Raw genomic sequence first — 19,418 nt, forward strand, 5'->3', positions numbered from 1 at the left:
GGACACGAAACCCGTTGTCCGGCAATCGATGGAGGTGCCATGTCGGTCAAACATCCCGTGGTCGCGATCACCGGGTCATCCGGTGCGGGAACGACCAGCGTTACGCGAACCTTCCAGGAGATCTTCCGCCGTGAGGGCATCACGGCGGCCATCGTGGAGGGGGACTCGTTCCATCGCTTCGACCGCAGCGAGATGAAAATGGCCATGGCAGAGGCGGAACAGCAGCGCAATCTCACCTTCTCGCACTTCGGTCCGGAGGCGAACCTGCTCGATGAGCTCGAGGCGCTGTTCCGCGACTACGGGGACAAGGGTGTCGGTGCGGTGCGCCGCTATCTGCACGATGACGAGGAGGCCAAACCCTTCGGTCAGCCCGCGGGCACGTTCACGCCGTGGGAGGAACTCTCGCCGGGCAGCGATCTACTGTTCTACGAGGGCCTGCACGGCGCCGCGACAGGTGAGGACCTGGATGTGGCCCGCTACACCGATCTGCTGGTGGGCGTGGTGCCGATAATCAATCTGGAGTGGATTCAGAAGGTGCACCGCGACAAGACCGAACGCGGATACTCCAGCGAGGCCATCATCGACACCATTCTGCGGCGCATGCCCGATTACGTGAAGCACATCTGCCCGCAGTTCTCGCGGACCTATGTGAATTTTCAGCGGGTGCCGACGGTGGACACTTCGAATCCGTTCACCGCGCGCACCATTCCGACGGCGGACGAGAGTTTCGTGGTGATCCGTTTCGCGGATCCGAAGGTGATCGATTTCCCGTATCTGCTCTCGATGCTGCACGACTCGTTCATGTCGCGGCCCAACAGCATCGTGGTGCCGGGCGGGAAGATGGATCTGGCCATGCAATTGATCTTCACTCCGCTGATTCTGCGGCTGATGGACAAGCGCCCCAAGCGCCTGCGCTGAATCCATTGTGCCGCAATAACAACGGCGGTCGTTCTCCGAGGAGAGCGACCGCCGTTGCTATTGCGAGGTGTTTACAGGCCCGCGGGCACGTCCTTCGCGCCGCGCTTGACCTGGAAGGAGCTGACGATCTCCATGATGCCGATGAAGATCAGCCACCAGCCCGCCACCAGGGTCAGGGTGAGCAGCGAGGCGAACGGCACCGAGATCAGCCAGCCACCACCGATGACCAGCATGATGCCGAAGAAGATCGCCCAGCCGCGGCCGGGCACGCCGTCCGCGGAGATGCCGACGATCAGCGAGGAGACGCCGCGGAAGATCCAGCCGATGCCGATCCAGATGGCCAGCAGCAGCACCGCGGTGCCTTCACCGCGATCGGTCCAGTCGTGGAAGCACAGGAAGCCCAGGATCAGCGACAGGATGGCGCTGATGAAGGAAAGGATTCGCATGCCCGCACTGAGATGGGTGCCGAATGCCGCGACGAGTTGGAGGAGACCGGAAACAATCAGGTAGATACCGAAGAGGACGCCCGCGATGAGCAACGTCTTCCCCGGCCAGGCGAGGATCAGGATGCCGAGCACCACCGAGAGAATGCCGGTAACCAGAATCGACTGCCATGCGCTCCGGGCCAGTGTGTGCACCGGCCCTTCCTTTAGATCACCAGTGCTGGTTGTCATGTTCGTCAGAATATGACCAGTTCGGGTGGATTGCGTTTAATTGAGCGAGTGTTGCGCTGCTGTGACGTTGCTCAACCTTCTTCGGCCGCGCGTCGCAGATTGCGTTTCACCCAGCGAATATCCGCGCGCCAGGTGTAAGCCGCGACGAGCAGCGATCCGAAGAACGCGGCATTGAGCATGTAGGTGCCGTCGACCACCAGCGACACCAGGCCACCGATGAGCGCGCCGAGCGCGAACGAAATGTATTGCAGCGCATAGCCGAGCCAGTCGAACACACTGCCCTTGCCCAGCACGTGCCGTTCCACGCCCTGGGCGAATTTCACCAGGGTGCCGGTCACGTAACTGACCGGGATGGAGACCTCACCGTTCTTGACGAACGAGGTGTTGATCGCGCCCATACCCATGGCCACGAACAGAATCGGCAGCAGGCCGATGCCGCGCTCATCGAGGATGTCGTCGACGACCGCGGCGACCAGCAGCGCACCGGTGGTCAGCATGGTCGCGCCGTGCGGGTGGTTGGTCCACCAGTAGCGACGGCACACCGAGGCCACGAAGACACCGCCCAGGAAACAGACGATGATCGAGGCCGCGCCCAGCGCGAGGGTGTGATCACCCGCGAAGTTGCCGATGATGGCGCGCTCGGTATTGCCGGTCATGAAAGTGACGAAGTAGCCCTGGGAGTGGGCGTACGCGGCCGCGCCGATGAATCCCGCCAGCATCGACAGCACCGCGGACAGCCGCATCTCGAGATCCCAGAAGGGTTCGCCGGTCTTCGTGTTGGTGAGGGGCACAGCAACAGGCTAGCAATCCAAATCACAGTGTCCGGGAGGTGAAAAACCTCGAGGCTGACGGCGCGGCGACGCTGGGGTACAGTGCATATGTTAACCGGAATTCACATCCGGTGTTCCCGCCGTACGCTAGGAGCAGCCATGCCCTCCGCCGTCATCGTCGACGCTGTCCGCACTCCCTCCGGTAAGGGGAAAATTGGTGGCGGACTGTCGGAAGTACATCCCGCGACACTGCTCGCGGGGGTGCTGCAGACCCTGGTCGAGCGCACCGGAATCGATCCGGAGCTCATCGACGATGTGATCGGCGGTTGCGTCACGCAGAGCGGTGAGCAGGCCTTCAACATCTCGCGCACGGCGGCGCTGGCGGCCGGATTTCCCGAGTCGGTTCCTGCGACAACGGTCGATCGGCAGTGTGGATCGTCACAGCAGGCCGCCCACTTCGCCGCCCAGGGCGTGCTCGCCGGGGCGTACGACATCGCCATTGCCTGTGGCGTGGAATCGATGTCGCGGGCCCCGATGTTCTCCAGCGCCCAGGGCCAGGACGCGAACCGCGCGCCGCTTGCGCACCGGTACCCGAATGGGCTCATCCAGCAGGGCGTGGCGGCCGAGGTGATCTCCGCGCGCTGGAAGCTCGACCGCTCGACGCTCGACGAATTCGCCGCGCGCTCACACCGATTGGCCGCCGAGACCGCGGCGGCGGGCGGCTTCGATCACGAGCTGGTGCCCGCGGGCGCGCTGACCGCCGATGAAACCATCCGTGCCAGCACCACTCCCGAGGGTCTGGCCGGGCTCAAGCCCGCCTTCGTGGACGCCGAGTTCAAGGCGCGCTTCCCGGAGATCGAATGGTCCATCACGCCCGGCAACTCCTCGCCGCTCACCGACGGCGCGTCGGCGACGCTGATCATGAGCGAGGAGAAGGCCGCTCAGCTCGGGATGCGCCCGCGGGCACGCTTCCACTCCTTCGCGGTGACCGGTGACGATCCGCTGCTCATGCTGACCGCGGTCATCCCGGCCACCCGCAAGGCGCTCGCGCGCGTCGGACTCTCGATCGACGATATCGACGCCTTCGAGGTGAACGAGGCGTTCGCGCCCGTGCCGCTGGTGTGGGCACGCGAGCTCGGCGCGGACCCGGCCAAGCTGAACCCGCGTGGCGGCGCGATCGCCCTGGGTCACCCGCTCGGCGCGTCCGGCACCCGCATCCTGACCACCATGCTCAATCACCTCGAGCAGACCGGCGGCCGCTACGGGCTGATGACCATGTGCGAGGCGGGCGGGCTGGCCAACGCCACCATCATCGAACGGCTCTGAGCGCGTAGGAAAGACGCCGCGCCTGCTCACGACCACGCCGGTTGCCGCCGCCGGGTCGTAGATCTCGGTGCGGCCGCGCTGTCGCTGATGGGTTCGGGGCGCAGCTGGGAGAAGCCTTCCTGGACCAGAACTTTCGGCGCGACACCGGCGGACGTCGCCGCTCTGATGAAGGCCGTCGGGGAGATTCTCGACGGCCGGGTGCTGACCCGCGACGAGCTCAATCGCACCGCCGGGTGGATCTCACCGCTGGTGCTGCTCGGCGGGCGCGTCGCGGGGACGTGGGAGCAGAGCAAGGGAGAACTCGTCGTCTCCATCTTCGATGGTGTGCCGGTGCCGGTCTCCGGGATCTCCGCCCTGACCGACCGATTGGCCCTTGCCACCGGGCAGCCGATCGAGAAGGTCCGCGCCGCTTGATCTTCCGGTAAGACGGATCTTCTTATTCGAGGCAATTAATTACATCGCAACCAGTCGGAACCGAATTTACCGAACTCGGAACACTATTCGCGACTTGTCGGTCTGAATTAGCTGTGAACGTTCGAAATTGACGGCAAACAGGACATATCTACACGTGCGGTAGTAGCATGATGGCCGGGCTCACCGGGTGTTGTCGGGGGTATAACCACCTTGGCCCGCACGTGAATGACCTTGTCCGCCTTGCGCGCCGGTCATTCGCGCTGAAAGTAACTCGCAGTGAGGATGACCCATGCCTGTCAACGATCATATTCTCGAAAAGCCATTTCAGGACGCATTGTCGAGGGCGAAGGAACTCGACAAGCAGGGGATCCCGCCGACCGGTGTCGGTGAGAATTTCCACGATCACACGCCGACGAATGTCGAACTCGTAAAGGCCTGCACCGACTTCTATCACAAGAATCAGGACACGCTGGATCGGGCGGTGCGCGATGCCGTCGACTTCCTCGACAGCCCGGACGGAGTCGCCTACGTCAAGGCCCTGGAAGGGGCCATGGAGGGCGAAGCGCCCAACAATCCGCTGAGCATCGGCATCGCGTCGGACCTGTTGCGCGAGGGCGCATTCGATATCGGGGTCGCCGCACCGCAGGGCCTGCGCGGGTTCGGCATCGGCGTCTCGGCTGGGGTCAGCGCGGTGGTCGGCCTGCTGGTCGGCGCCGATGTCGTGTTCGACTTCAAGGACACGGCGACCGTGCACGGCCGCACCTGGGTCGGCGGATCCGTGAAGGGCGGGCTGTCCGCGAGCGCCGGGCTCGAAATGAGCTTCTGGGTCCAGAAGCCCATGACCGGGGCCATCCGCGGCCTGCTGCTCGACATCTACATCCCGACCAAATACATACTGGCGGTGTTCATTCGGTTCATGTACATCGAGCAGCGCGCCGAGGGCACCACCGAGTTCGACTTCGCCGGCGTATCCCTGCAGTTCCCGTTCGGGATCGGCTTCCCGATCCGGCACGATCAGGGCAAGGACGGCGCGCTCGCGGTATTCGGCGCGGCACAGAAGGCCTACGACCGGCCGCGGCGGGCCACCGTGACGGTCATCAACAAGGCCACGGGCATCAGCACCATCGCGGTCAAGGAAACCGCCACCCTCGAGGTGACCTTGAAGAACACCTCGGGCAATGACGTCAACCTGAGCTCCGGGGCGACCATGACGATCGGCATGCCCCAGTACTTCGAGCCCGCCGATGTGGCCGCGATGGGCATCAACTATCCGGGCTGGAGTTTCGCCGACGTCGACGGAAAATTGACGCTGACACTTTCGAAGAATTCCACCTGGACCTCGGGCAGCACTTTCGATTTCGTCATCACCAATGTCAAGAGCAGCAATCAGCCGCCGGTCGGGCAGCAGTCGACACCGGGCAAGGTGAGCGTCGGATTGAACGACATCTCGTTCACCGCGCCGATCCTGACCACCGCCGATTTCAGCCTGGTGTGGGCGAATTCGATGGCCACGCTGGAGTGGGCGGCATCGGTATCGCCGGATCTGTTCAAACTCACCGGCGACGGGGCCGGGACGGTCACGGCCTACGCGGAACCGGGCAATGACATCGTCACCCTGACCACCGCGGTCGACACGTCCGGTGCGACCTGGATTCTCGGCTACATCTTCAACTACAACACCGCCGTCGGAGACAAGGTCATTCCGCAGGTGACGGCGGCCTGGTGGAAAGACGGCACGGTGAAAGTGCTGAACAAGACCGTGTACTACAGCACCCCGAGCGACACCTCCGGCACACCCGCGAAGTGCTACTACGGCGGCACGAGCTCGAGTGCCAGCTACATCCAGGTGACTCCGAAGTTCAGCACGGCCACCCCACCCGGTGGCCCGAAGCCGCAGCCGCCCAAGCACTGAGTGCCCGGACGGTTCACCGTCCGATCAGCCCCCGGCGCGCGTATCCCGCCGGGGGCTTTCGTTCGGCCGGGCTCCGAATACGAGAGCCTCGACCCTGTTTCACGGGGTGCGACCGAGATAGTGGTCGTCGAGCACTCCGGCGATGATCGGCAGCGCGTGCGGCCCGGTCAGCTCGAGGTGGGTGACCTCGAGGTCGTGGTTGGTGATCGCACCGGTCACATAGGGCCGCCACCCGTCGGGGCCGAAGATGTCCGACGAGTCGACGGTCGCGCTGAAATACACGATGTCGCCGTCGAATACGGGGCGCTGATAGCCCGTCCGCGTCCGCGCGGCGGCATTGAACGATGCGGCCATCCGCTCGATGGTGGCCGCATCGATGAGCGATACGCCGCCCAGGCGTTGCCGAATCAACTCGGCTGCCTCCATCGCGGTGGCGTCGGCAGGAACGTCGTCGATCCCGAAGACCGAGCCGAACGAATTGACGAAGCCACCGGCGGTGAGCCTTTCGATGCTGTCGCCGTCGATATCGGTGGTGTCGGCATCCAGTAGCGCGACGGTGCCCACCGGATCGCCCGCCTGCCGCAGCTTCGTCGCGATGGCGTGGGCGATGAGTCCGCCGAACGACCAGCCGAGCAGATGGTAGGGCCCACGCGGCTGCACCCGGCGCATCTCCCGGATATACCGATCGGCGAACTCGTCGATGGAACCTGCCGGGGGTTCGTGACCGCTGAGGTCGGGAGCCTGGAGACCGTAGATCGGGCGACCGGGACGCAGTGCGTCCGCCAATCCCAGGTAGGTCCAAGAGACTCCGGACGACGGGTGGACGCAGAACAGCGCGGGTTCGTCGCCGCCGAGGCGAATCGGCAACAGCACGTCCAAGCCGAGCCCGACCGGTGTGGCCTCGATCCGGTCGGCCGCATCGAGGGCCGCTCGCTCTTGCTCGGCGGCCGCGCGCGCCGCAGCTGTGCCCGCGAAGTCGACGGCCGCTTCCAGCGCGGTGAGCCACAGCTCCGCCAGCGCCTCGACCTCGGAACGGTCCAGCAGATTCGCCGGGAAGCCGAAGCTCACCTGCATCCGTGACCCGAAGACCACCGCGTTCACATCGATCACCGATTGCAGTGCCACGTCCGGGCTTTCAGCGGGAGTGGGGTCGCCGAGGTCGTCGGTGGGCAGCCACCCGATGCCTTCCAGCCCGGCCGGAACATCGGTGGTCGAGTATCTGCCGAGATAGTTGAAGGAAATCTGGCCGGGCAACCGCTTCGGAAGTCGCTGCGCCGTATCGGGATTCAGGTAGCGCAACAGCCCGAAGCCGATTCCCCGGTCGGGCACGGCGAGCAGTTGGTGTTTGACCGCGCGAATCGCCGTGCCCATGGCCGGGCCACCGGACAGGGCGTCGTCGACGTCGATTCCGTTCGTGTCCAGCCGGAGCGGATAGACGGCGGTGAACCAGCCCAGCGTGCGAGACAGGTCCGCACCGGGAACGATGTTCTCCCGTCTGCCATGGCCTTCCAGCCGCACGAGGGCGGTGGGTTCGGTCGTGCCCCGATCCGCCCGCCAGCGCACGAGGGCCAGCGCCAGGGTGGCGAGCAGGGTGTCCTCGACGCTGCCCTGGAAGAGTCCGGGCAGGGTGGTGAGCAGGGCCGTCGTGACCTCGGCGGAGACTTCCCGGTCGATCGTGCGCAGGGTGTCCGCCCGATCGACCGCCGGGTCCAGTGCCCGGGACCCGATTATCGGGTCCGGCCCCTCGAGGGTCCGCGACCAGTGCTCGATTTCGGAAGCTCGTCGGGCGGTGCGGGATTCGTCGAGTAGCGCGTGAGTCCACCGGCGCATCGAGGTGCCGGTGTCGGCGAGCACGGGGATATTGCCCGCGGACACCTGCGCCCAGGAGGCGATCAGATCGGGCACCAGGATCCGCCAGGACACGCCGTCGATCACGAGGTGGTGCGCGATGACGACCAGGCGACCGGGAGCCCTACCGGCCTGATCGGGGTCGAGCCAGAGGAATTGCAGCACAGTGCCGTTCGCCGGGTCCAGCCGATCGGCCGCGGCGTCGGTCAAGGCCCGCACGTGGTCGCGGAGCTCAGCCGGAGCAGCCGCGACGGCGAATTCGACCCGGTGCAGCAGGTCGCCGACCGCGATCGTCCCGGGGGCGGCCACCGAAAGCCGGGTGTCACCGTCGTCGGACCGCATCAGCCGGGAGCGCAGCATGTCGTGCCGGTCGATGACGGCCGTCAGTGTCGCGACGATCCCGGCCCGGTCGATGCCGACCGGGAGATCGAGCACGGCGCACTGAGCGAAACGCCGGTGGTCGCCGCCACGTTCGAGCATGTAGTGCGCGATCGGGGGGAGCGGCATATCGCCGATACCGCCGCCGGGCAGTTCCTCGAGCGACGCCGTGGGCTCCGCCGCCAGGATAGCCGCGGCCAGGGCCGCCACGGTCCGATGCTCGAACACCTGCAGCGGAGTGCAATCCAGGCCGCGCTGCCTGGCCAGCGTCACCAGTTGGATGGCCAGGATGCTGTCGCCGCCGAGCGCGAAGAACGAATCGTCCACGCCGACCTTCTCGATGCCGAGCAGTTCGCCGACGATCTCCGCGAGGGTCTCCTCCTCGGACGAGGTCGGCGGCCGGTACTCGGCCCGATCGGCGGTGAAATCCGGTGGGGGAAGCGCTTTTCTGTCGAGTTTTCCGACCTCGTTGCGCGGGATCAGGTCCAGCACCACGAACGCGGACGGCACCATGTAGGCGGGCAGGGCGTCGGCCGCCACGGCCTTGACCGCGGCCACATCGAGTTCGACGCCGGGTGTCGGCACCAGGTAGGCGGCCAGCGCGGTGCTGCCGGTCGGTCCCGGAACACCGAGCGTCACCGCGAAATCCACGCCTGCGGCACGACCGAGGACGGCGTCGATCTCACCGAGCTCGATACGCTGCCCACGGACCTTCACCTGGAAGTCGGTGCGGCCGAGGTATTCCAGCTCGACCTCCGGCCCGGTACCGGTCCAGCGGGCACGGTCGCCGGTGCGATACAGGCGATCGCCGGGTGCGCCGAAGGGATTGGCGACGAAGCGGGCGGCGGTCAAGCCCGGGCGGGCATGGTAGCCGCGGGCCAGGGCGGGACCAGCGAGGTAGAGCTCCCCGGCGACCCCGACCGGCACCGGCCGCAACCGATCGTCGAGGACCAGGACCGACGCGCCGCGCACCGGCGTCCCGATCGTGACCGCGCGATCGGGCGACAGGGGAGCCGAACCTGTTGCCCAGATCGTGAATTCGGTCGGACCGTACAGATTGACCATGATCCGATCGACCGCCCAGCGCTGCACCAGTTCCGGGCCGACCGCCTCACCCGCCACCGCGAGCACCCGCACGCTCGGGATCGCGCCGGGGTCGAGCGTGGCCAGTGCCGAGGGCGTGATCACCAGATGAGTGACCTGCTCGGCGGCGATCAGCGCGGCCAGCGGACTGCCCCCGAACACCTCCGGCGGCGACACCACCGACGCGCCACCGCTGCCGAAAGCCATCAGGGCCTCGAAGATCGAGGCGTCGAAGCTCGGTGAGGCCACCTGCAATACCCGTGAGTACTCGTCCAGGCGCAGTGACTCGCGTTGTGCGGCAATCAGATCGGCGAGTCCGCGATGGGAGACGCTGACGCCCTTCGGTGTTCCGGTGGATCCCGAGGTGTAGATCATCCAGGCCGGGTGCTGCGGGCGAATCCGGGCCCGGGATCCGGCCTCACACAATGGGTTGCCCTGGTCGGCCGCAGGGCTCGTGCCGAAGGCCGCATCGTCGAGCACCAGCCAACGGGCACTGTCCGGAAGGACCGGTCGATGTGCGGCGAGGGTCAGACCGATGGTGGCGCCCGAGTCGGTGAGCATGTGCGCTATCCGGTCCGCCGGATAGCCGGGATCCACCGGCAGGAACGCCGCACCGGTCTTCGCGACGGCCCACATCCCGGTCAGCAGTTCGGCCGAGCGCGGAAGTGCCAGTGCCACCACGGTTTCCGGTCCGAATCCGGCGTCCCGCAAGATGTGCGCCAGCTGATCGGAACGCCGGTCGAGTTCACGATAGGTGGTGGTCACGCCGTCGACGACCGCCGCGGGACGGTCCGGATAGCGATCCGCCGTCTGGGTGAGCAGGCGGTCGAGGGTTGTCGTGCCGGTGGTTTCAAGTCCCGCTACCGGGACCAGCATCGCTCGCTCTTGGTCGTCGAGGAGTTCGAGGTCGGCTACGCACACGCCGGGCCGGGCCACCACGGTGGCGAGAACCCGCTGCCAGCGAGCGACGAAGGCGGCAGCCGTGACCGCGTCGAACAGGTCGGCGGCATAGGTCAGCACGCCGTCGAGCCCGCCCGGTTTCGAACCGTCGAAGCGCTCCCTCAAGTCGAGTGTCAGATCGAATTGTGAAGTGTCGCGGTCGAAGTCCTCCACCGCGAAGCGCAGGCCGGGCAGTTCGAGTACCGGTTCGCTGAAGTTCTGCAGGGTCAGCGACACCTGGAACACCGGATGATGCGCGGTGGACCGAGTCGGGTTCAGGATCTGCACCAGCCGCTCGAAGGGCACGTCGGCGTTGGCGAACGCGTCCAGATCCACCGACCGGACGGTGGCCAGGAATTCGTCGAAGCCCGCGGCAGGGTCGATGCGGGTGCGCAGTGCGAGGGTGTTGACGAACATCCCGACGAGATCGTCGAGTGCCTGCTCACCGCGGCCCGCGACCGGTGTGCCGACCACGACGTCGTCCACGCCCGCCAGCCGTGACAGCAGTACCGCGAACGCGGCATGCACGACCATGAAGAGGCTTACGTGCTGCGCCTGCCCGAATTCGGTGAGCGCACGGTGGGTTTCGGCATCGAGGGCGAAGCCGAATTCGGCGCTGCGCATGGTCTGCACCGCGGGTCGGGCGCGGTCGGCGGGCAGTTCGAGCACCTCGGGCGCACCGGCGAGCGTCGTGCTCCAGTAGCCGATCTGCTGTGCCGCCAGCGCTGCCGGATCGGATTCCGCGCCAAGCAGTTCGCGCTGCCAGAGTGCGAAATCGGCGTACTGAACCGGAAGCGGCGGGCGAGCGGTATCAGCGCCGAGTGCGTGGGCGGCGTAGGCGGCGGCCAGATCGGCAGCCAAGGGCGCCATCGACGCGCCGTCGGCGCTGATGTGATGCACCACGAGCACGACCACGTGCAGGTCGTCGGACCCGAGCCGGAACAGCCCGGCGCGCACCGGCGATTCGGTGGCGAGATCGAAACCCCGGCCCGCCAGCGCGTTGATTCGATCCCGCAGGGGCGCACCGGTTTCGACGTCGAGCACCGGCAGCGGGACCGCCGTGGGGGCGATCACCACCTGGTGCGGTCCTTCGGCATCGGCGGGATACCGGGTGCGAAGGCTCTCGTGCCGAGCGATCAGCCCGGTCACCGCAGTCCGCAAGGCGTCCAGGTCGAGTTCGCCGGTGAGTCTCAGCGCGATGGCGATGTTGTACGCGGACGACTCCGGATCGAGGCGGTTGAGCACCCACATTCGTTGTTGAGCCGGCGACAACGGAATTCGATCCGGCCGCACCCGCTCCACGAGGGCCGGACGGCCCGGCCCGTGGTCGAGGACCACCCGCCTGGCCAACTGGGCTGCCGTGGGCGCGTCGAACAGATCCCGCAGTGCGACAGTCGCGCCCAGCGCCGTATTGACGCGTGCCACGACCCGGGTGGCGCTGAGCGAGTTGCCGCCGAGCTCGAAGAAGGATCGGTCGACGCCGACCGGTGGCGTGCCGAGCACCTCCGCGAACACCTCGGCGATGGTCGCCTCGACGGCGGTGCGCGGCGCGAGGTACGGCCGGTCGGCCTCCGAGAAGTCCGGTACCGGAAGCGCTCTGCGGTCCAGCTTGCCGACCGGGGTCAGCGGAATGGCGTCGAGTACGACGACATGGCTCGGCACCATGTACCCGGGCAGCTCCGCGGCGACACTCCCGCGCAGACGCTCGGTGTCGATGCGGACCCCGGCGGCGGGCAGCACGTAGGAGACCAGCACCGTGGCTCCGGCGGGTCCGTCGCGGCCGATGGTCACCGCGTATTCGACCTCCGCGTCCTTGGACAGCACGGCGTCGATCTCGCCGAGCTCGATCCGCAGTCCGCGGATCTTCACCTGGAAGTCGCTGCGCCCCAGGTACTCCAGCTCGTACTCGGCTGCGCGCCCGGCCACCCAGCGCACCATGTCGCCGGTGCGATACATGCGTTCGCCGGGCGCGCCGTACGGATTCGCGACGAACCGACTCGCGGTCAGCTCGAACCGCGCGAAATAGCCGCGCGCGAGAGCGGGTCCCGCCAGATACAACTCTCCCGGCACGCCCACCGGCACCGGACGCAGCCAACTGTCGAGCACCATGTTGGACGCACCTCGGATCGGCCCGCCGAGCGTGATCGGTGCGCCCGCCACGAGCTCACCGGGACCGGTGGCCCAGATGCTGAATTCCGTGGGGCCGTACAGGTTCACCATCCGCCGCCCTGGCGACCACCGTTCGATCAGTTCCGGGGTGGCGGCCTCGCCCGCGACGGCGAGCACGCGCAGCTGCTCGAGGCCCGCCGGGTCCATGGTCGCCAGCGCGGACGGCGTGATGACCGCGTGGGTGACCCGTTCGGTCCGCAGCAGCGTCTCCAGCGCCGCCCCGCCGTAGACGTCGGGTGGCGAGACGATCAGCCGACCGCCCACAGCATGCGCGGTGAGCATTTCGAAGATCGAGGCGTCGAAGCTCGGTGAGGCCACCTGCAAGCTGCGCGCGTCCCGATCCAGCGCGAGGGTCTCGCGCTGTGCGGCAACAAGATCGGACAGCCCGCGGTGAGCGCACAAGACAGCCTTCGGCTTTCCGGTCGAGCCCGAGGTGTATATCAGGTACGCGATCTGGTCGAGGTCGATCGGACCGCCGCGGTCGGCGTCGGTGACGGGAGCGTCGGAGACCAGCATGGCCCGGCGGACGGTGTTGAGATCGTCGAGCAGCAGCCAGTCGATACTGCCGGGCAGGACGGCGCCGACCGCGCTGTTCGTCACACCGATCGGCGCCCGGGAATCGGCGAGCATGTGCTCGATGCGTTCCACCGGATAGTTGGGATCCAGTGGTACGAACGCCGCTCCGGTCTTGGCCAGCGCCCACACCGCGACCACCGACTCCAGCGACCGGGGTAGTGCGAGCATCACGAACACCTCTCGGCCGACACCGCGCGCGAGCAGCACCCGCGCGAAGCGGTTCGACCACGCATCCAGATCGCCGTAGGAGATGGCCGCCCCGCTCGCGCTGATCGCGATCGCATCACGGTCCAATTCCGCCCCGGCGGCGAGGATTTCGGGCAGCGTACGCGGCGGTGACGACACCGGCCCGCGTACCGAGAGCAGGGCGGACCGCTCAGCATCGTCGCAATTGTGCAGTCGCGAAACCGGGACATCCGGGTGGGTGGCGAGCTGGGTGAGCAGGCCGACGAAGCGGTCGAGGAACGAACGGGCCGCGGCGGACTCCAAATGATCGGTCAGATACTTCAGGCTGATCCGGAGCGTGCGTTCGCCGTCCGCCGCGAGCTGCGGAACGACGATCAGGCTGAGCGGGTACGGCGTCGCGTCGGCGGTGTCGATGTCGATCACCCGCATGCCGGCGATATCGAGGGCCTGCGACAGGGCGGCCCGGTCGACCGGGAAGGACTCGAAAACGACCAGCGTGTCGAACAATTCGGCCAGTCCGACCGCCTGGTGGATTTCGGCGAGCCCCACATGCTGATGATCCATCAGCGCGGCCTGCTCCCGCTGTACCCGCGCGACGAGATGGGCGACCGGCTCCACGGGGTCGAGGCTGACCCGCACCGGAAGGGTGTTGATGAACAGGCCGATCATCTCCTCGACACCGGCCAGTTGCGGCGGCCGACCGGAGACCGTGCCGCCGAACACCACATCGGTGCGCCCGGTGACCATGGACAGCAGCATCGCCCATCCGACCTGCACCATCGTGTTGACGGTCGCTCCGGATTCGCGTGCGGTACTTTCCAATCGGGTCATCATGGTGGGGGACAGGTCGATCGAGTGGGTCGCGGTTTCGCTGGATTCGATCCCGGCGAGGGATCGCAGTGCGCGGGTGGGGCTTTCGATCCCGGTCAGCGATCGGGTCCATGCCGCCCCCGCGGCGGTGTCGTCCTGGTCGTGCACCCACGACAGGAAGTCGCGGTAGGCGGGCGGGGCCGGCAGCGTGGCGGCGGGTGCGGCGTACAGGGTCAGCAGCTCACGCACCAGCAGCGGTCCGGACCAGCCGTCCAAGACGATGTGATGGTTGGTGAGCACGAAACGGCAAGCGTCGGCGTCCGTCCGGATCAGTGTGCAGCGCAGCAACGGTGGCTGCGATAGGTCGAACGACGTGTGAGCGTCGAGGTCGAGCAGTCGTTCGAGTTCTCGGCCCCGAGCCTCGGGCTCCAGGTCACGCAGGTCTATTTCGCGCCAGGGGATTTCGACCCGGGGGAGAACGAGTTGGCGAGGGCCGTCACCGGATTCCACGAAGGCCGCGCGCAGATTGTCGTGGCGTGCGGCAAGTGCCGCGACGGCGGCGCGCAGACGTCCGGAATCGACGGCGCCCGACAGGGACAGCAGCGATTGCACCGTGTAGACGTCGGCGGTATCGGTGTCGTAGAGGGTGTGGAAGAACATGCCGTACTGCAGTGGCGAGAGCGGCCACACGTCGACGAGGCCGGGGTACCGGCGCTCCCAGTCGTCGATGTCGTGCTGGGAAGCCGTGACTAGATCGAAGTCGGACGGCGTGTGACCGCCGGACCCGGTTGCGGAGGCGTGGTCGCCGAAGGCGCGCAGCGCCTGCTCCCAGATCTGCGCCAGCTCTGCGACATCGGAGGCTGTCAGCAGCCGGGGGGCGTAGGACCAGGCCACCTCCAAGCCGATGTCGGTGCGCACCACATCGACAGCGAGGACGGCTGTCGACGACGTGTCGGAATCGGGCGAAACATGTTCGGGGAGAGCCTTTTCCCCACCGCCAACGGTTCGCTCGCGGAATCGGAAGTCGAGCTGCGGCGCGGGCAGATCCCTGAGCGCCACGACACCGTCCGAGTCCAGGTAGCGGAGCATCCCGAATCCGACGCCGGACGCGGGCACCGCGCGCAACTGCTCCTTCGCGGCCTTGATCAGGGCACCGGCGGCAGCGTGCCCGGCGAACGCCTCCTCCAGATCGATGCCGTCGAGGTCGACCACGACCGGGAACGTGCTCAGGAATCGGCCGACGGTCCGGGTGACATCGGCACCGGACACCGGTTGTGCGTCCCGCGCGTCGACGGTCCGGGTCAGTGACACCGATTTCCTGGCCCGCCAACGACTCACAGCCAAGGCGAGCGCGGCGATCAGGACCTCTTCGGCATCGCAGTGGAACCGTGCCGAAACCGTCCCGAGTAGGGCGTCGATGTGCTCGGCGGCCATTCCGGTGCAAAGCACCGACCGGGTGGAGATCACATCGATCGTCGGATCCAGCGCCCGCGATCCCAGCACCGGATCCGCGGTGCTCAGTATCCGCTGCCAATACGGCAGTTCCGTTCGATGCTCGGCCGCGTGCTGAACCAGACCGTGTGCCCAGCGCCGGAACGAGGTGCCCACGGGGTCCGGCGCGGTGCCCGCGACAGCCGCGGCCAGGTCCGCGAGCAGAATACGCACGGAGACCTCGTCGATCACCAACCGGTGCAGCACGATCCAGCACAGCGGCCCGGCGTCTGCATCCTCGACGAGGACCACGCGAATCACCCCCGACTCGAGGTCGAGCTGCGTGCATACCTGGCCGGTTGCCCGCACCGAGTCGATGCCGACAGTTGCGGGCAGCACTTCCAGCACCGTGGCGGCGTCGATAGAACCGCGATCGGCGACAAGCCATTTCCAACCCTGCTCGGCGCGTCGCACCGTGGATCGCAGCACGTCGTGATGATCGATCACGGTCTGCACCGCGGCGGTGACGCTCCGCCGATCCGTACCGGAGGGCAGGCGGATCGGCACCGCATCGCCGACCCGCCACCGGTGGTCCCCCTCATCCAGCAGGGCGTACGCGGCGGGCGTCAACTCCACCGGACCGCAGCCGCCGCCGGGAAGTTCGGGCAGGATCTGAGACGCCTCGGTGGCGACCACCGCCAAGGCGGCCACGGTTCTGCGCTCGAAGACATCCCGTGGGCTGAACCGAATTCCGGCGCCCTGCGCCCTGGCCACCAACTGGATGGCGATGATGCTGTCCCCGCCGAGGGCGAAGAAACTCTCGTCCACACCGATCGAGTCCAGACCCAGAACGTCCGAGAACAACCCCGCCAACGTGGATTCGCGCGCTGTCGACGGCGGCCGCCGCGACTCGGTCCGGGAGCTGAAATCCGGTGCCGGGAGCGCCTTTCGATCCACCTTGCCCGCAGGCGTCAGCGGGAGATTGTCCAGCACGATGACGATCTCCGGGACCATGTACGCCGGAAGCGTCTGTCCGGCGGCGGCCTTCAACGCCTCAGGATGCACGCTCGTACCGCCCTCGGCGAGCACATACGAGACCAGGGCGGTCGTTCCGGCCGGTGTCCGAGCACCGACGGTGAGGGCGAAAGCAATGTCCGAGTGTCGTTGCAGCGCCGCATCGATCTCTCCGAGTTCGATCCGGAAGCCGCGGACCTTGACCTGAAAGTCGCTGCGTCCCAGGTATTCCAGTTCGAGCCCGCCGTTGCGAACGATCCAGCGCACCAGGTCGCCCGTGCGGTACATGCGCCCGCCCGGCTCGAACGGATCCGCGACGAAGCGCGTGGCGGTCAGCGCCGCGCGCCGGTGATAGCCACGCGCCAGTCCCGGCCCGGCCAGATACAGCTCGCCGGTGCTCGCGACCGGGAGCGGCCGCAGCCACGGATCGAGCACCAGGGCACGGACGCCGGGGGTCAGACCGCCGAGGGTGACCGGCTCGCCCGGGACCATCGGATCACTCAGTGTCACGGTGACGGTCGTTTCCGTCGGTCCGTACCCGTTCAGCAGGGTTCGACCGGACCATTTGGTCACCAGGTCCGGTGGGCAGGCGTCACCGCCCACGATCACCGTGCGAAGGTCCGGGAGCATCGCGGGGTCGAGGGAACCGGCAACCGCCGGTGTGGTGTTCAGATGGGTGACCCGATCGGCGCGCAGCACGGCGGCCAGCTCCGGTCCGGCATAGGCCGCCGGGGGCACGATCGCCAGCGTCGCACCGACCGACAGGGCGACCAGAATCTCTTCGATCGAGATATCGAAGCTCGGCGAAACCGCGTGTGCCATCACCGATTCGGCAGTCACACCGAAGCCGGCGCCGGAACCGGCGACCAGGTTCGCGAGTCCTCGATGCGACACGGCGACACCCTTGGGCAGGCCGGTCGAGCCCGAGGTGTAGATGATGTACGCGACCTGATCCGGATGCGGCGGCGCTGCGAGTTCGGCGTCCGTGATCGGCCCCGGGTTCGTGTCGAGGTGTCGGCGCGCGGTGTCGGCGCTGTCGAGGATCAACCACTCGACTCGGTCCGGCAGCGCGGGCCGGGTCGCGGCGACGGTGATGCCGGTGACGATGCCGCCGTCTTCGACCAGGTATGCCATCCGGTCCGCGGGATACACCGGGTCGATGGGGACGAACGCCGCGCCGGTCTTCGCCACGGCCAGTGTCGCGAGCACCGACTCGACCGAACGCGGGATCGAAATCCCGACCGTGCGTTCGGGTCTCGCCCCCGCGGCGATCAGGAGACGGGCGAGCCGATCGGTGTACTCGTCGACCTCCCGGTAGGTCAGGGCAGTCGCACCGGAGCGGATCGCGACCGCGCCAGGATTCAGATCCACACCGGCCCTGAGGATTTCGGGCAGGGTTCGGGAAGGCACGGAGGCCGGACCTCGGACGGGTGCCAGCTCCGCGTGTTCCTCGGTGGAGACGATAGGCACCGATAACAGCGTCGCATCGGGTCCCGCCTCGAGAAATCGCCTCAGATACCCCGAGAATCGCCGGTGATGCGCCGCGAGTTGGGTTTCGCTGTAGAGGTTCGCGTTGCCTTGGAGGTCGATGTGCGTGCTCTCGCCGCCCACACCCGGATAGAAGTTGACGAACAGATCGTCGATGAGTCCCGAGGTCAGCACATGGAGTCGGCCGGTGATCGGTCCGAGCTGAATTCTGGTGTCGGCCATCATGAGATTGATCGACGGCCCGAAGGAGGCGGTCTCGTCGGTGAGCCGGCCCAGATCGCGCAGGATGTCCTCCTGGCGGTAGCGCTGCCGCCGCAGCGCACCGGTCAGCTCGGCCTGCGCGGCCCGGATGATCGCGCCGACCGTCGTCGCCGGGTCCAGGCGCAGGCGCAGCGGCACCACATTGGCGATCATGCCGCCCGAACGCCGCAGGGTGGCCGTGGTGCGGGCCGAGACCGGGAGGCTCAGCAGCACTTCGGGCGCGCCTGTCATCGCTGCCAGATAGGCGCCGAACGCCGCCACGATCGTCGGCGCCACACCGGAGGACGCCGACTGCGCCACCGACTCCAGCAGCGCCGCGGTCTCCGGCTCCAGCGCACCCGCGACACGATGCGGGTGGGCGTCGATACCGGCAGCGCGGCCGGCCAGGTTCACCGCGTCGGGCGCGCTACGGAGGTGTTCGAGCCAATGGTCGCGATCGGCGGTGAACCGTTGGGAGCTGCGGTAGGTCAGATCGGCCTCGACGATCCGGCGCAGGTCCTCGGCTTTCGCGGCGGGTGGCTCGTGGCCTGCCAGCGCGGCGTTGTACAGCTCGCCGGTGCGCTGCACGAACGCCAGCGCACCCATGCCGTCCAGCACGATGTGGTGGATCCGCGAGTACCAGAACCAGCGGTCCTCGGCGAGCCGCAGCATTCGCACACACACCAACCGGTCGGACGTAAGCCGCAGCGGCGCAGTGTATTCCGCGCGCATCCAGGCGTGCGCGGCGGCGTCCGGGTCCGGATCGCCGCGGAAGTCCACGATGACCAGGCGATCGTCGAGGTCTTCGTCGATGAACTGGTAGGGATGCCCGCCGACTTCGATCAACCGCAGGTAGCCGGTGCCGAACTCGCGGCCCGCCTGCCGGGCTGCGGGCGCCAGCACATCGAGATCCAGCGGTCCGACCAGTTCGATGTACTGGGCGATGGAGAACGGGACGGTGCCCGCGATGTGCTGGGCGAACCAGATACCGCGCTGCGCGGCCGAGAGCGGGAACGCACCCTCGGGGACACCCGTGGTCGGTTCGGACAGCGAAGAAGTGGGCTGCGGCATGGAGGTCCTACGTTCTGCCCGCGGCGTCGTCGACGCCCGGCATCGAATCGGCGCAGGCCTGCTTCCCCGATGGGGCGACCCGCTACCCACTGTCGTCGCCGGAAACAGCGTCGGATAGCGACCCCAGCGCTGACCGATCCGCGCCAAGGGTGGCGCTTCCAAGCCCAAGGT

General features: G+C 67.4%; 7 protein-coding genes. 4 read left to right on the forward strand and 3 right to left on the reverse strand.

What is annotated here, in order from left to right; genetic code table 11:
* Nucleotides 1-39 precede the first annotated feature (39 nt).
* A complete protein-coding gene (locus OG300_RS12060) occupies nucleotides 40-918 on the forward strand; it encodes a phosphoribulokinase (RefSeq protein WP_405495178.1) in 879 nt (292 codons plus the stop codon).
* Nucleotides 919-989: 71 nt separating this feature from the next.
* Here the strand turns inward: OG300_RS12060 and OG300_RS12065 are convergent, their stop codons facing one another.
* Complete coding sequence (locus tag OG300_RS12065; protein WP_405495180.1) at nucleotides 990-1,592, reverse strand: HdeD family acid-resistance protein; 603 nt, start codon at nucleotides 1,590-1,592, stop codon at nucleotides 990-992.
* Nucleotides 1,593-1,663: 71 nt separating this feature from the next.
* The gene (locus OG300_RS12070; RefSeq protein WP_405498535.1) at nucleotides 1,664-2,335 is read right to left on the reverse strand and encodes a YoaK family protein; all 672 of its coding nucleotides are present in this window, start codon (nucleotides 2,333-2,335) and stop codon (nucleotides 1,664-1,666) included.
* A gap of 186 nt (nucleotides 2,336-2,521) precedes the next feature.
* Between OG300_RS12070 and OG300_RS12075 the strand changes: the two genes are divergently transcribed.
* From OG300_RS12075 to OG300_RS12085, 3 genes are all read left to right on the forward strand, one after another.
* Entirely contained in the window at nucleotides 2,522-3,688 is a 1,167-nt protein-coding gene (locus OG300_RS12075) for a thiolase family protein (RefSeq protein ID WP_405495182.1), read from the forward strand.
* Nucleotides 3,689-3,775: 87 nt separating this feature from the next.
* Nucleotides 3,776-4,102 (forward strand): hypothetical protein, encoded by a 327-nt coding sequence (locus OG300_RS12080; RefSeq protein ID WP_405495184.1) that lies wholly within the window; start codon nucleotides 3,776-3,778, stop codon nucleotides 4,100-4,102.
* Nucleotides 4,103-4,391: 289 nt separating this feature from the next.
* A complete protein-coding gene (locus tag OG300_RS12085; protein WP_405495186.1) occupies nucleotides 4,392-6,014 on the forward strand; it encodes a hypothetical protein in 1,623 nt (540 codons plus the stop codon).
* 99 nt (nucleotides 6,015-6,113) lie between these two features.
* Here the strand turns inward: OG300_RS12085 and OG300_RS12090 are convergent, their stop codons facing one another.
* On the reverse strand, nucleotides 6,114-19,247 hold the full coding sequence (locus OG300_RS12090) for an amino acid adenylation domain-containing protein (protein ID WP_405495188.1): 13,134 nt from the start codon (nucleotides 19,245-19,247) through the stop codon (nucleotides 6,114-6,116).
* Nucleotides 19,248-19,418 lie beyond the last annotated feature (171 nt).

The sequence above is a fragment of the Nocardia sp. NBC_00511 genome (genome assembly GCF_045161165.1).
Lineage (GTDB): Bacteria > Actinomycetota > Actinomycetes > Mycobacteriales > Mycobacteriaceae > Nocardia.